The sequence below is a fragment of the Nocardia vinacea genome (genome assembly GCF_035920345.1).
In the GTDB taxonomy this organism is placed as follows: Bacteria; Actinomycetota; Actinomycetes; order Mycobacteriales; family Mycobacteriaceae; genus Nocardia; species Nocardia vinacea_A.
Genome location: NZ_CP109149.1, coordinates 234,960 through 248,915, shown reverse-complemented (window position 1 = coordinate 248,915; position 13,956 = coordinate 234,960). Strand labels below are relative to the sequence as shown.

Sequence of the window (13,956 nt, the reverse complement as noted above, 5' to 3'; positions counted from 1 at the left end):
TAGAAGCCGCGCTGATCTCGATCAGCGGACCAATCAGATACAACCTTTATCCTCGCGACCTGGGATCGATATATGCGAGATCGATCTGTCGACTACTTCACCTTCAGGCTCGAATTCGACCGCGATCGCCATCGCCTCGGTGGCGGTGTGAATCCCGAGATTCTTGTCCGGGACGTGGTGCGACAAAATTGTCGGGCATTGCCGATACCACACCCATCAGCGGAGATTGCAATCAGACACGAGCGAATGTCTGAAGAAAGAGTTGAAGTAGGACAAGAACAATTTCGGGCGCGTTCTCTGGAGTGAAGTGGCCGGCCTCGGAGATCTCGATGACCGTCGCCGCCGGTGCAAGCGAGCCGGAACGCGGGAATCGTGCGATGAGGAATCAGAGTGGTGTCGCGCAGCCATCGGAACCTGCGTCGCAATGTAGGGCCAAGTGCCGTCGGAGGTTTCGTCGGCAGGGATCAATGCACTCATCTCCTCGGCGGGACATCGAAGCCGCACGCGGTGGACGGGCGACCGTTGATCGGGTGACGCGGGTGACGTCGAGCAGCGACTTTGGCGCAGGCGTCACAGAACTACACGGCTAACTATGTTAGACCATAGTTAGCAGTCGCTTGATATTGCAATGCCCGCAACAGGCCGGGCGACGAAGGAAGCGCCCACCACAAAGAAACAGGCTGACGCGTACCCGGGTCTAGCAGTCGCGTCCCACACGGACTGTGCGGCGCGGACTTAGCGTCATGACCGCACAACACAACCACCCTGACTATCCTACACCATAGTCAGCTGTGGTAACGTCGACACCCGACTTCGTTCCTCCGAAGTTCGAGCAAAGGAACACGCGTGGTTGAAGAAATCGAGATTCTTGTCGAACGAAGGCAGGAGCGGCGATCGGGCCAGAACGTCAGACGCTGGTTCACACTGGCGGTGCTCTGCGTGGGCTCGATGACGGCCTTCGTCAACGTGTCCTCGACGATCACCGGCCTAGCCCGGATCCAGGATGAGCTGCACGCGTCACCGACTGAAACTGTATGGATCACAAGTACTTACAGCCTCATCGTCGCAAGCCTGATCCTGGCGGCCGGGACACTGGCCGATATCGTGGGCCGCAGCGTCGTCTTCATGGTCGGCGCCGTGCTCTTCACCGGCGGGAGCGTCGTCGCCCTCGCTGCGAACGACACAGCATTGCTGATCGTCGGCCAGGCGATCATCGGTATCGGCGGTGCGGCCATCCTGCCCAGCAGCCTGGCGGTGCTGGCACATACGTTCGCCGACCCACGCGAGCGCACCGAGGCCGTCAGCATCTGGGCGGGCAGCTCGGGCCTCGGCTTGGCCGTCGGGCCGATCGTGACCGGCGTGCTGCTGGAGCACTATTCCTGGCACTCGATCTTTGTCACCAACATGGTGCTCGGAGTCATCGCCTTCCTCGGCGCCGTTCTCTTCGTGCCTGCGAGTCGCCAACCGGACCGCAAGCTCGACCCCGTGGGCCTCATGCTGGGCACGATCGCTGTCGCCTCATTGGCTTTCGCCATTATCGAGGGCAAGACACTCGGCTACTTCTCGACCGAAATCCTTTGCGCCTACACCACTTTCGCGGTCTCGCTGGTCATCTTCGCCTGGTACGAGTCTCGGCACCACGATCCGATGATCGACATCAAGCTCTTCCGATCGGGTTCATTCACCATGGTCATGGCCGTGGCCGCGACCACCATGTTCGGCTTCACCGGCACATCCCTGCTCGTGGTCCTCTACTGCCAGCACGTCCAGGGTGTCACCCCGCTCGGTGCGGGTGTCCGCGCGCTCGCCATGTTCGTGCCGTTCATCCTCATCAGCGCCCTCGCCGGCAAAATCGCGCACAGGATCGGTTTCAAGGTCATATTGACGGTCGGCTTGATCGTCATGGCCGCAGGGATTTTCGCGCTGCGCGCGATCGAGGCAGGCCCGGATTCTTCCCGACTATGGCCGGGTCTCATCATTGTCGGCATCGGGACCGGACTGCTCGTAGCCCCCTCCACCGCAGCCGCGGTCATCAGCGTCCACCGGTCCCAGGCAGGGATGGCCAGCGCGATGGTCAACATGTTCCGCCAACTCGGAAACGTGCTCGGCGCCAGCGTGACCGGAACCATCCTGACCACCAAATTTGGCGACGAACTCGGCGAGCGGCTGACCGAGCACCATCTCCCGCAGCAGACGATCGACTCCGTGGTCGACGCGGCACAGCGCGGCAACCACGATTCCGCCCGTCTCCCAACAGAACTCGCATCACTCGTCGCAGACAGCGCCCGACGGGCCTTCACAGACGCATCCCACCTGAGCGCCCTGGTCACCGCCACCATAATTGCCGCCATCGTGATACCCACCGTGTTGTTCATCCGCCACCGGCCGGCCGAACCAACGAACATTGATACCGCGAAGACTGCCCATCCCGGGACCGGAAAGTCTTTCGCGCCTTAGGAGAGAAGCGATCCATGCGAATCCTTATCGTCGGCGTCGGCGCGGTAGGCGGATATTTCGGCGCTGAACTCGTCGCCGCTGGGCGCGACGTAAACTTTCTGGCACGCGGCCAGCGCGTCGCTCAGCTCCGAACGCATGGGTTGACTCTCATGCGACCGGAAGGGGCCACGACCACGCGGGTTCGTGCGCTGACAGCCGCTGAACTCACCGAGCCCTACGATCTGGTGCTGCTGGCGGTGAAGGCAGACGCGCTTGTGCCAGCTCTGGACGACATCGCGCACGCCGTGGCGGAGCACACGAGGATCCTTCCGCTGCTCAACGGCATTCGTCACATCGAAACAATTCGCGAGCGCTTCGGTGAACGGGCAGCCCTTGGCGGCGTTGGTCTCGTCGCAACTCAACTGGACGCGCGAGGGCGGATTCTGATGCTCGCCCCCGGTGCGCACATCACATACGGCGAGCTCGATGGAAACCGCACCCCGGTGCTGGACCGGATCGCAGCGGAACTCTCGGCCGCCGAGATCGACCACGCCATCTCATCGACGATCGAGCAGGACATGTGGGAGAAATGGTTCTTCATGGCCGCCGGCGCAACCACGACCGTCCTGCTCGGCGGACCGGTTGGCCGGATCGTCGCCGAAGACGACGGTAGGGGGGCGATCACCGCGATTATCGCCGAAATCGCCGCAGTATTCGAGCGATCCGGCCACCCCGTCCGCGCCGAAGCAATGTCCCGCGTGACCAACATGCTCACCATGTCCGGCTCGCCGTTCACAACCTCCCTGTACCGAGACTTCGTCGACGGAAGAGGCACTGAGGTCGAGACGATCCTCGGCAATCTCCTTACGACCGCTGACCAGCTGGAGCTCCAGACGCCGCTCTTGCGTGCGGCGACGGTCCGGCTTCGTGTGCATGCCACGACCCTGGCCTCGGCAACGAATTCCGTACATCGCGGACTATCCGAGGACCATCACCCGTAGGAGCGCCCGCTCGGCCAGTTCGGTGTCCATGTATTCCGAACTGTTTCCGCTGATAGAAGACGTGTGCATAGTGGTCAAGTGCCCCTCCGAACACATCGACACGTGAAATATTTTGCAGCGCAAAGGATTTGACGCTATCCAACTCTGAAACGGCAACCGAGCTTCCCCACCGAACAGCGGTATCCACCGAGGCGGGTGGAATAACCTGGACAGCGCGGACGGCTGACACCCCGATGGCCAGCGCAAAGGGATTCCGTTGCGCTCACGACCCGCCTGGGGCCGTCCTCGTTGGCTCATACCCCATCGGTCGCAGGTTCAAATCCTGTCCCCGCTACTAGGGAAAACGGCCGGAACCTGATGGTTCCGGGCCGTTTTCGCGTCACGCTTGGCATCATTGGCCAACTCAGTTTCATGGGTTCGGTAGCGTCGCAGGGTGTTCGCGGCGTCCCAGCATGTGGCTGGTGGCGTGTTCGTCGTGTCCGGTAGATCAGGTGCTGGCGTGCTCCGAATGGGCTGTTGACTACAGCGATGAGATGAAGTAGCCAATAGCCCTTGGGTCTTGCGTCGCCATGCGCCAAGGCGGACCGGTGGGGATGCCCAGCCTGCCCATCGGCCGATTTGGCTACCGTTCAGCGCAGATCAGACTGTGTCGAATAGTTCGATCTTCGGCGCACTGGCCATTAGCGGCGTCATCAGCTTCCAGGCTGATCGGAAATGCTCGGACCGGCTGTGCGATTCGAAGGCCACGCGGTCGGAATACAATTCGAAGAAGCGATAGTCATTCGGATCGGTCTGAGATCGCACCAGGCGATAGGTGAGGTTTCCTGGCTCATGTTCCGCTACCTGTTTCACAAGACGGGCAATAATCGACTCGAATTCCGGTCCTTTACCGTCCTTGAGGATCGCCTGAGCAATCACTGAAATCATATTCCACCTCGCTGTTTAAGAATGTCGTTACGCCAGGGCCTTGGCGCTCGCCGAGTCCGGCTAAAAGTGCCTTGTCTCGCCTTGCTCAGCGGCTCAGCCAGCTGCCACTTTCTGTAGGCGCGGATTGTTCTCCAGCGCCCACCGCACGGTCTTCGGCCGACGCCCGAGCAGGGTTTCCAGCTGGTCGGTGACGCCGCGGTACCCGCCGCCGCCCATCAGCCGGGTCAGGGTCTTGAGGTGCTCCGCAGTGTGCGGCAACGCGGCCAGGGCACTGTCCACGTAGGTCTCGTTCCAGATTTCGACGTCTTCGGGAACGTAGGTGACCTGGCGTCCCAGCACGGCTGCGTAGTCCTGTGCGAACCCGTGCATGTCCTTCAGCTCCGGACCGGTGAGGTCGTAGGACTTCGAGAGGTGCGGTGCCGGATCGACGAGGATCTTCACGCACACCTCCGCCACATCGTAGCCGGCGAGGGGCGCCAGCCGCTGGTAGCCGAAGGGCAGGCGCAGTTCACCATTGCCCAACGGGGCCAGCGCAAGCCAGGTCAAGATGGGGTTCTCGACGAACATGGCCGCTCGCACGTTGACGGTCGGGACGCCGGACCAGTCCCCACCTGCTCGGCGACCCAGTGCGCCCGCTGCTGCGGCGACCAGTCTGCGATGAGTCCGCCGAGCCACGCACGCCGTTCTTCCTCCGGCGCGGTCATCTTGTCGAATGTCATGAACGACTGCTCGTACTCGGAGATGTTGACGAAGACCTCGATGTCGCCCTGGGCCCGTGCCGCCGCGGCCATCAGAGCGACGGCGTCTGTGTAGTAGGGCGACAGGCTCATGCTGAAGTAGATACGCCGGCAGCCCTTCAGAGCAGCCGTCACGTCGGCGATGTTGAGTAGGTCGCCGACGAAGATCTCGGCCCCGGCCTGGCGCAGCGAGTGCGCGCGTTCGTCGTCCCGTCGCACGAACGCGCGCACGGGATAACCCTGCTCGAGCAGCATCTCGACCATCGTTCTGCTCACACCACCGACTTCGCCGGCGGCGCCGGTGATCAGGATGGGATTGCGCTCTGGCATTGGTATGTCTCCTCTGACTGGTTGGGGTAGGACGTCAATCCGCCCGCACCGCTCCTGGTCGACAACGCCGACATCAGGTTGACGTCGTAGGTTCCCCGACTCTCACTGAAAACCGATCGGCTTCACCCGACCTTAAACTGATCAGTTTTCTGATGCAACTGACCTGGCAGCCGAAGAGGCGGTGCGCCACGCCATGCCAGCCACATCGAGCAAGGAGGGCGATGGGCCCGCCAGATTGCGAGTCCGGATACCCGCAGCACCGGCCTTCTCGGAGTGCGGGATGGGACCGCGGCTGAGCGATGGGCGCTGCCGCCGCCGGTCGCACTGCCGAGTAGTTCGGCAAGCAGTCCGATCATGCAACGATCACCAGCTTCCCCCGGCTGGCCGAGCGGTTGCAGCGACTGGCGAACAGGAGTTGCTGGCGGCGTCGTACCCGCCAAGCCAACCGGACGGGTCCACCAGGTAGCGCATTGTCCTCTTCACTTGGCAAATTGCAACGGTTGGTTTCTTCACAACTCATGTTAAGGTCACCGAGTTGCATGAAAAAACTCAACTCGATGTGGAGTAGACCCCGATGGATACGACGACCCACCCGCTCTCAGTCCGGCGAGGACAGCACCGGATACACGCTGAGGTTACGGACGGGCCAGGAGCACCGCTGGTGCTCATGCATGGCTTTCCCGACAGCATGCATCTCTACGACCGCCTCATGCCGCACCTTGTCGGTCGCCGCCGCGTGGTGCGGTTCGACTTCCTCGGGTGGGGGGAATCGGATAAGCCGACCGGCTACCCATACACCGCGACCAACCAGGTGGGGGATATCGACGCAGTGGTGAACAGCTTGCCGGACGAGCGAGTAGTCCTGGTCGCGCACGATGCGTCCGGTCCGCCGGCCATCGACTGGGCACTGCGGAATCCGGAGCGGGTCGAGGAGCTCGTGCTGCTCAACACCTACTACGAATGGACGATCGGGCTTCGACGGCCACATGCCATCGTGCTGTACTCGACCCCGGGGATCAATGCGATCGCCCGTAAGCTGTCGGCGATGCGCCCGGACCTCGAGCAGCGCCTCTTCCACTATCAGGTGGGCTCATTCATCCGCGACGGCGACGCACGCGCCGAACTCGTCCCACGGCTGTTCGAGCAGTTTCACGCCTCACGGCCGGCGTTCTGGCGGCACACCTCCGGCATGCTCGGCCAACTGGCTTCCCGGCGGCTGAAAGCCCGCCAGCTTCAGCACTTCCACCGTCCCGTACGGATCATCTTCGGCGTCAGCGACCCTTTCCTCAATCCGCGGTTGGCGAAGCGGTTCGCCGGACAGTTCCCCAACAACAACCTGCATCTGATCGAAAACTCCGGGCACTACGTCCAGGTCGACGAGCCCGAACTGGTCGCGGACCTTATGACTACCGAGTATTGTCACGCAACCGTACCGTCGTAGAATCGGCGGATGCTCAACCGCACTTACGACGGCCAGGTGTGCTCGATCGCTTCTACGCTCGAAGTTCTCGGCGAGCGATGGACACTGCTGATAGTCCGCGACGCGATGCTCGGCCTGAGTCGCTTCGACGAGTTCCAGCGCAGCCTGGGCATCGCCCGCAACGTGCTCACTGACCGGCTCAAGCGGTTGGTCGAGGCGGGCGTCCTGGAACGCATCGAGTATCAGCAGCACCCCCCTCGCTTCGAGTACCGGCTGACCGCGGTCGGCCTCGAGCTCTGCACGCCGGTGGTCGGGCTCATGCATTGGGGCGACCGGCACCTGGCGGGGCCGGACGGCTTACCGCGGCTGACCCGGCACAATGCATGCGGCGGTCAGCTGCACGCCGAGCTGGTCTGCGAGCAGTGCGGCGCGACTGTTGCCGACACCGACGTGGACCTGCAGCCGGGGCCCGGACTACGAGCAGATCCCATCGCTGCCGGTTAGCTTGCACGTAACTATGCGCTCATGCGCGCACGGAACGTGCGGGCCGTACTCGGACGGTGTTCTACGCGCACTTCGAAGATCGTCGCGAGTTGTTGCTGGCCCTCGTCGAGAAGGGCGGCGACGAGGTGCTGGTAGCTATCGCACCGTTCCTGGCGGTCGATGGCCCTATCACGCGCGATCAGGTCATGACATCGGTGCAGGGCATACTCGCGACCTTCCGCGAACGTGCCACCCTGTTGCGGGCCGTCATCGAGGCGGCCGGATACGATAAGGGCATCGCCGCTGACTGGGACGGAATTCTCGGCCGGTTCGTCGATATCGCGCGGGAGCGACTCCGGGTCGAGGGGTTCAGCGAGTCCGAAGCCGCGGCTACTGCCACCTCACTGATCTGGATGACCGAGCGCATGTGCTACCAGCAGGTCGTCCGCGGAACAACGGGTCTTGACGACCCGTCGGCCATCGCCGGAATCACCGAGGTGTGGTGGAGCGTGCTGCGCGCCGCACGTTGACGGCGGCATTGCGGTGTGGCAGTCGAGCCGCCATTGCGTGTGCCGAGCCTGATTCTTGCATGCGAGTCCTCGGCGGTTTCGCCACAATGGTTGGCACACCGAAACTTTCCCGCGCTCCGGCCGACGAACAGCTCGCCGATGCGGTACTCGAACAAGGCATCCGGAAAACCCTCGCCCTGCTCGGCCCCGCACTTCGAGGCTGACACGTCGACGAAGCATCCGCAGGCGCCTCAACGAGCTCGAGTAAAGACATACCTTCGCAACCAGATTCGACCGAGACCCGGAGCCGCAGCCCCAGTCGGAGACTTGTGCTCGCCGCACGAATCGCGGCCCGGCTTTCATTCTGTCGCAACGTTGTCCGAGACATTTCGACGCCTTTAGGGTGAGCCGCATCAACGCGGATATCCCCCGTTCAAGGAGCGTCTTCATGCACTTCGCGACCCGCACGGACATCCGTCGTCTGATGATCGCAACGACACCCCGGTCAGTGTCCATCGCCTCGGCGAGATTCTCTGCACGGCCGCAAGTCTGATCCAGCCACTCGACACTTTCTGCACCTCCGGCGCTGAAGGCGCAGCCACGGACGTTTCCGGCACACGCCGAGAAACGCGATCTCCCCTGTCCCGGCGGCTGTCATGCCGCCGGTACCGAAAGACACACGGAGTGACCGACTTGACTTCAACTCAGCCCCGGCACGCCGCCGAATCCGGCACGGCCGACTTCAACGCTTCTGACCTCCTTCGCGGCGCGGCCCGCGCGATCGGAGGCACACTCGCACACCGCGCCAGAAGGGCCGTTGGCCGCGGCGAACGACTTCCGCTCAACGGTCGCGTCGTCTTCATCACCGGCGCAGCTCGTGGTCTGGGTGCTGAATTCGCACGGGAGTGCTACTCGCGGGGTGCGTCCGTCAGTCTCGTCGGCCGCCGACTCGCCCCCGTCCAGGAGTTGGCCGAACAACTCGGAGACCGTGCTGCGGCCTTCGAGGCCGACGTGAGTGATTTCGAGGCCTTGCACCAGTCCGCCAAGGCAACTGCTGAACGATTCGGCGGCATCGATATCGTGATCGCCAACGCCGGGATCGCGCCGCCCTCGGATTCCATCTTGACCATCGACCCGGCGGAATTCGAGCGGACGGCGGATATCGATCTGCTCGGCCAGTGGCGCACCGTGGGCGCAACACTCCCGTATGTCATCGAACGACGTGGCCACATCGTGGTTATCGCGTCGGTGTATTCATTCATCAACGGATTTCTCAACGCGTCGTATGCCGCGAGCAACGCCGGTGTCGAACAACTCGTCCGTGCACTTCGGGTCGAACTCGCGCCCCATCAGACCACCGCGGGTGTGGCGTATCTCGGCTTCGTTGACACGGACCTTGCGCGGGATGTGCTCGCAAAGGACCCCATCGACGATATTCGCGTAGCCCTGCCCGCATTCGTCACCAATCCGATCAGTGCCGGACAAGCCGCGCGCGCGGTCGTCAACGGCATCGCCGCACGCTCCAGCCGGATCGGCGCTCCCGGCTGGGTGCTGCCCGCAGCGCGTGTGCGTAGCCTGCTGTCGTCGCTCGACGCGGTGCTCACCCACCTGATCGCGGCGGTGCGTCGCGCCGAAGCGTCTGTCCACGAACGGAATCGGTGAGCGCGATGCCCAAACGCAAGCCACTCGGCGTCCTGGACGCGGCCTTCCTGACCCTGGACTCACGCGAGGTCTCCGCCCACGTAGGCATACTGGTCACGTTGTCCCGACCGGAGAACGCGGGCCCTGAATTCATCCGCGACTTGGTTGCCCAACTCCGGGAGGCCACAACCTTCACCGCACCATTCAATTACCGACTCTCGCGTTCACCGCTGCGAAAGATCCTGCCCACATGGGACGTTCTACCCGACGACGAGGTCGACCTCGACTACCACTTCCGGCATTCGGCGCTGCCAAGTCCCGGTGGCCAACGCGAACTGGGTGTTCTTGTATCCCGATTGCATTCCCTGCCACTGGACCGCAGCAGACCACTCTGGGAATGCCACCTCATCGAAGGCCTGTCCGAAGGCCGGTTCGCCCTCTACGTCAAGGTCCACCACGCAGTGACGGACGGTGTCAACGGAACTCGACGCATTGCCAAGATGTTCGATGTCGACCCGGAAAGTAGTCGGCTGCACGCGGTGTGGCAGACCGAACCGGAGACGACTGAGTGGATCCGAGCGACGACGGGGCTGAGGTCGCGCGTTCGGGGGTGGTTTGATCTGGCCGGTGGACTCGGAGTCGCGGTCGGCAGGATCCTCGAGGATGCGGTCCGCCCAAGCGATCCGGCCGTCGCGGTGCCGTTTCGCGTACCGACAATGGAGGTCCTCAACGGACGCATCTGCCGAGAACGACGATTTGCCACCCAGTCCTACCCGCTCGAGCGAGTCAAGCGGGTGGCGACAGTCCTTGGGGTAACGGTCAACGATGTGTTCATCGGAATCTGCGCCGGCGCTCTGCGTCGTTATCTCAGCGAATTCCATGAGGTGCCGCAGGAGAGCCTCGTGGCCGGAACGCCGGTCTCGGTTCGTCGCGCGGGGGACGGTCGCGGTAACGCGGTCGCTATGGTCATTGCGAAACTGTTCACCGATATTGCCGACCCGATCGACCGGATCAAACTGGTCAGCCGGTCGACCACGCTCGCCAAGCAGAAGTTCTACGATCTGCCCCAGGTGGTCGGCGATTACTACGGACTATTGACGAACGGTCCCTTTATCCTGCAGAACATCATCGGAATTGCGGGCCGCTCCCGGCCACCCTTCAATCTGGTGATATCCAATGTCCCAGGTCCGCTCGCGCCGTTGTATCTGTGCGGCGCACAGGTGCGGGAGACCTATCCGATTTCGCTCCTGGCGCACGGACAGGCACTCAACATCACCGTGCTCTCCAGCGCCGGGCGATTCAACGTCGGGTTCGTCGGCTGCCGAGATCGGCTACCGCACATGCAAAGACTCGCGGTCTACACAGGCGAGGCGTTGGATGAAATTGAGGCCATGCTCGGACTCGTCGTACCGGAACTCCAGGAAGCGAAGTAGTCCGTTGAGACGGGACGCTGCCCGGCCACAGATCGGGCAGCGTCCTCTACTGGGAGGGCCTATTGCCCGAGGAATTTCAGGGCCACGGTGACCAACACTTCGCGATTCTGGAAGATGGCGCCATGTCCGGCGTCGGCGTACAGCTCGAGTTGGCGCACGAACTCTGGTCCGCGATTTATGTGCCCCGCCTGAACCTCTCGGCTGTCAAGGAAGCTCGGTCAGGACGGATCTGCCGAGCCAGTGGCAGGCCCGCAGTGCGATTTCGATGTCCAGCCGGTGTAATTCGGTACGGCGGCAGATTTCCTCCTCGGCTCGGCGAACCCGGTAGAGCACCGAATTGCGGTGGAGGGCGAGTTGCTGGGCCGTGGCGGTATAGCTGCTTCCGCTCAGGAGGAATACACGCAACGTTTCCCGAAGACGGGCGTGCGGTGGATCATCGAGCGCGAGCCGGCCCAGCGTCTCTGCTACCCACGCCTTTGTGGCTGGGAGATCGTCGCAGAGCGGAGCGATGGCGCCGACCTCGGAGAAGGTTGCCACCATGGGCGCGTCGTCCGCCGCGGCGAGCATGACCTTGTATGCGTGACGCGCCTGCTGATGGCTCCGGCGGAATGCGGAGATACCAATGCCTGCTTCTCCCGCCGCGACTGAGATTCCCGCCGCGAGCTTTTGCACCGCTTCCATCAGATTCCCACGGGTCGGGGTGTGTGCGAGAGGTAGCCAGGCCCAGCCGGTTCCTTGATCACGTGGCAGGAACAAAGGGCGTTGGGGACAGCCGAGCTCGTCGGCGAGGTCGTTGGTGAATCGGGCCAGGTTGGCGACATACTTGCCTGCCTGCTCGGCACGTGGGAACCAGACAATCAGGGATAGGTGCCTGCGGTGTGACAAGCGGTAGCGGAGTGTGGTTTCGACGCCGGCGAGGTCATCGGGCTCGGAGTCGAGCAATTGGTGGATGAGCGCCTCGCGCGTCGCGTTGCGGTCCTGCAGCCACCGATCGCGTTCCTCTTCATAGGCTTCGAGAACCTGTTCGGTCACGCTGTCGATGTAGGCGAAGTTCGCCGTGGCGAGCCGCCGGGCGACGGCGGCAACCAGTTGCGGGTCACTGACCTTGGTCTCGACGATTGCCAAGGCATGCTGCAGAGCCGTGTCCTGGGCAAGCCGGTACGCACGGACGAGCGCCCGAACCGGAATGCCGTGCTGGGCAAGACGACGGGCGTACTCGGTGGCTGCGGGCGGGGCCTCCGCCCCGCCGATGTCGGCACCGTATTGAAGAAAAGGCAGCACGGTTTCGACGTTGCCCTCGATGCTCGCGATCAATAGTCGGTCGAGACCCGCGTCGCCGCGCAATTCCATGATCTCGCGCGAAAGCCGTTGGTAGAGCTTGCGAACCAAGGTTCCACGGTCGTGGCTGAGCTCCTCGCCGACAGCTGCCACGCAAGTTGCGGTCAGCGCCTCTAGGTCCAGCGATCCGTTTTGCATCAACTGATCAGCGCTCGGCCGACTGGAAGGCGGTGACGACGGCCGGCGGCATATTTTTCCTTTCAGAGGGTGATTTCGCGCTTGAGGATTTTCCCGGTCGGGCCCTTCGGCAGTGCGTCTACGATGTGGACCTGGCGCGGGTATTTGTATGCGGCAACGCGCTCCTTGACGAAGTCGCGCAATTCTTCAGCGGTAACGGTGGCACCGGGTTTGAGGGCGACGGCGGCACCGACTTCCTCGCCGAGTTCGCCATGAGCCACACCGAGAACCGCCGCCTCGGCGATATCGGGGTGCTCGTAGAGCACCTCTTCGATTTCACGTGGATACACGTTGTAGCCGCCCCGAATGATCATGTCCTTTTTGCGGTCGACGATGAAGTAGTTGCCGTTCTCGTCTACCCGACCGAGATCGCCCGTGTGGAACCAGCCGTCGATGATGGTCTCGGCTGTCTCCTCGGGCTTGTTCCAATAACCCTTCATGATGTTGTCGCCACGGATCACGATCTCACCGATCGCACCGTCTGCTACGGCGCGGCCATCGTTGTCGACCACCTTCAACTCGACACCTCGGACCGGAGTTCCGATGGAACCGGGGACACGGGTCCTGTCGGGGTGAGCGAAACAAGCGGCGGGCGAAGTCTCCGACAGCCCGTATCCTTCGAGCAGAACACACCCGAACTGCTTCTCGAATGCGTGCAAAACCTCAACCGGCAGTGCGGATCCGCCGCTGACACAGATGCGCAGCGCGCCGAGATCGACCTCGGCCGCGCTCGGTTGGTTCAGCAACGCCGAGTACATCGTCGGCACTCCCCCGAGGATCGTCACCCCATCCCGGACGAGAATTTCCAGCACTTTGGCCGGGTCGAACCTCGGCAGCAGCGTCAGCGTCGCGCCCACCCGCACAGCGACGTTCAACCCACACGTCTGCCCGAACACGTGGAACAGCGGGAGCCCACCGAAGATGACGTCCTCGGAACGCGCGTGCAGCAGTGTCTCGGCGCACACGTCTACATTGCCCGCGAGGTTGGAGTGAGTCAGCTCCGCTCCCTTCGGCTGACCGGTGGTGCCCGAGGTGTACAGGATTACCGCGGTGTCATCGGGTTGGCGATCGACCATGATGTCGCGCGGTTCGGTTGCCATCACCCGATCAAGAAACGCAATCGGATCAACCGTGATCACGCTAGCGCCGGTCCGCTCGGCACCTGCGGAGGCTTCGAGGTCGAAGCCCTGCCAGACGAAAATGATCTTGGCACCGGAATCGCGCAGGTAGTAGGCGACTTCACGCTCTTTGAGCAATGGGTTCATCGGCACGACGACTGCCCCGGCGCGCAGGATGCCGTAGTAGAGAGCGGCGAACTGCGGGACGTTCGGGAGCATGATCGCGACCCGATCCCCCACCGCGACATCGTATTCGGCCAGTAGCCCGGAAACTCGCTGACTGAGCGCTTCCAGTTGCGCGTACGAGATGGCTACTTCATCGAGTCGAATCGCGATTTGAGCCGAGTGGTTGCGCGCGGTGATCACAAGATTTTCAGCGAGGTTCATCAGTTGTTTCTTTCTTTGG

General features: G+C 62.9%; 13 protein-coding genes. 8 read left to right on the top strand and 5 right to left on the bottom strand.

Annotated elements, in window-relative coordinates; translation table 11 throughout:
* The first annotated feature begins 846 nt into the window (after positions 1-846).
* A complete protein-coding gene (locus OIE68_RS01070; protein ID WP_327097499.1) occupies positions 847-2,457 on the top strand; it encodes an MFS transporter in 1,611 nt (536 codons plus the stop codon).
* Positions 2,458-2,471: 14 nt separating this feature from the next.
* The gene (locus OIE68_RS01065; RefSeq protein WP_327097498.1) at positions 2,472-3,437 is read left to right on the top strand and encodes a 2-dehydropantoate 2-reductase; all 966 of its coding nucleotides are present in this window, start codon (positions 2,472-2,474) and stop codon (positions 3,435-3,437) included.
* A gap of 639 nt (positions 3,438-4,076) precedes the next feature.
* Here OIE68_RS01065 and OIE68_RS01060 read toward each other — a convergent pair.
* The 3 genes from OIE68_RS01060 to OIE68_RS01050 all read right to left on the bottom strand — a co-directional run bounded on the left by OIE68_RS01060 (position 4,077) and on the right by OIE68_RS01050 (position 5,431).
* On the bottom strand, positions 4,077-4,364 hold the full coding sequence (locus OIE68_RS01060; RefSeq protein ID WP_327097497.1) for a putative quinol monooxygenase: 288 nt from the start codon (positions 4,362-4,364) through the stop codon (positions 4,077-4,079).
* 93 nt (positions 4,365-4,457) lie between these two features.
* Positions 4,458-4,931, bottom strand: coding sequence for a hypothetical protein (locus OIE68_RS01055; protein ID WP_327097496.1), 474 nt, complete (start codon positions 4,929-4,931; stop codon positions 4,458-4,460).
* Entirely contained in the window at positions 4,907-5,431 is a 525-nt protein-coding gene (locus OIE68_RS01050; protein ID WP_327097495.1) for an NAD(P)H-binding protein, read from the bottom strand. The genes OIE68_RS01055 and OIE68_RS01050 overlap by 25 nt, the downstream gene beginning before the upstream one ends.
* 661 nt (positions 5,432-6,092) lie before the next feature.
* Here OIE68_RS01050 and OIE68_RS01045 point away from each other — a divergent pair.
* From OIE68_RS01045 to OIE68_RS01020, 6 genes are all read left to right on the top strand, one after another.
* A complete protein-coding gene (locus OIE68_RS01045; RefSeq protein WP_327097494.1) occupies positions 6,093-6,872 on the top strand; it encodes an alpha/beta hydrolase in 780 nt (259 codons plus the stop codon).
* 9 nt (positions 6,873-6,881) lie between these two features.
* Positions 6,882-7,355 (top strand): helix-turn-helix domain-containing protein, encoded by a 474-nt coding sequence (locus tag OIE68_RS01040; RefSeq protein WP_327097493.1) that lies wholly within the window; start codon positions 6,882-6,884, stop codon positions 7,353-7,355.
* A gap of 56 nt (positions 7,356-7,411) precedes the next feature.
* Positions 7,412-7,864 (top strand): hypothetical protein, encoded by a 453-nt coding sequence (locus OIE68_RS01035; protein WP_327097492.1) that lies wholly within the window; start codon positions 7,412-7,414, stop codon positions 7,862-7,864.
* 59 nt (positions 7,865-7,923) lie between these two features.
* Positions 7,924-8,067, top strand: coding sequence for a hypothetical protein (locus tag OIE68_RS01030; RefSeq protein ID WP_327097491.1), 144 nt, complete (start codon positions 7,924-7,926; stop codon positions 8,065-8,067).
* Between the two features lie 469 nt (positions 8,068-8,536).
* Positions 8,537-9,505: a short-chain dehydrogenase/reductase gene (locus tag OIE68_RS01025; RefSeq protein ID WP_327097490.1), complete on the top strand. Its 969-nt coding sequence runs from the start codon at positions 8,537-8,539 to the stop codon at positions 9,503-9,505.
* Between the two features lie 5 nt (positions 9,506-9,510).
* Positions 9,511-10,917 carry a wax ester/triacylglycerol synthase family O-acyltransferase gene (locus tag OIE68_RS01020; RefSeq protein ID WP_327097489.1) on the top strand — a complete coding sequence of 469 codons (1,407 nt, stop codon included), beginning with the start codon at positions 9,511-9,513 and terminating at the stop codon, positions 10,915-10,917.
* A 204-nt stretch (positions 10,918-11,121) separates the two neighbouring features.
* Here OIE68_RS01020 and OIE68_RS01015 read toward each other — a convergent pair whose 3' ends face one another.
* Both OIE68_RS01015 and OIE68_RS01010 read right to left on the bottom strand, forming a co-directional pair.
* The gene (locus OIE68_RS01015; RefSeq protein ID WP_327097488.1) at positions 11,122-12,267 is read right to left on the bottom strand and encodes a PucR family transcriptional regulator; all 1,146 of its coding nucleotides are present in this window, start codon (positions 12,265-12,267) and stop codon (positions 11,122-11,124) included.
* Positions 12,268-12,455: 188 nt separating this feature from the next.
* Positions 12,456-13,940, bottom strand: a complete 1,485-nt coding sequence (locus OIE68_RS01010) for a long-chain fatty acid--CoA ligase (RefSeq protein ID WP_327101546.1) — start codon at positions 13,938-13,940, stop codon at positions 12,456-12,458.
* Positions 13,941-13,956: the final 16 nt, after the last annotated feature.

What these genes read in the sequence shown, in the direction of transcription:
- OIE68_RS01055 (WP_327097496.1), bottom strand. Translation starts at nt 4,931, where the DNA reads ATGTTCGTCGAGAACCCCATCTTGACCTGGCTTGCGCTGGCCCCGTTG.
- OIE68_RS01065 (WP_327097498.1), top strand. Translation starts at nt 2,472, where the DNA reads ATGCGAATCCTTATCGTCGGCGTCGGCGCGGTAGGCGGATATTTCGGC.
- OIE68_RS01030 (WP_327097491.1), top strand. Translation starts at nt 7,924, where the DNA reads ATGCGAGTCCTCGGCGGTTTCGCCACAATGGTTGGCACACCGAAACTT.
- OIE68_RS01050 (WP_327097495.1), bottom strand. Translation starts at nt 5,431, where the DNA reads ATGCCAGAGCGCAATCCCATCCTGATCACCGGCGCCGCCGGCGAAGTC.
- OIE68_RS01015 (WP_327097488.1), bottom strand. Translation starts at nt 12,267, where the DNA reads ATGGAATTGCGCGGCGACGCGGGTCTCGACCGACTATTGATCGCGAGC.
- OIE68_RS01040 (WP_327097493.1), top strand. Translation starts at nt 6,882, where the DNA reads ATGCTCAACCGCACTTACGACGGCCAGGTGTGCTCGATCGCTTCTACG.
- OIE68_RS01060 (WP_327097497.1), bottom strand. Translation starts at nt 4,364, where the DNA reads ATGATTTCAGTGATTGCTCAGGCGATCCTCAAGGACGGTAAAGGACCG.
- OIE68_RS01020 (WP_327097489.1), top strand. Translation starts at nt 9,511, where the DNA reads ATGCCCAAACGCAAGCCACTCGGCGTCCTGGACGCGGCCTTCCTGACC.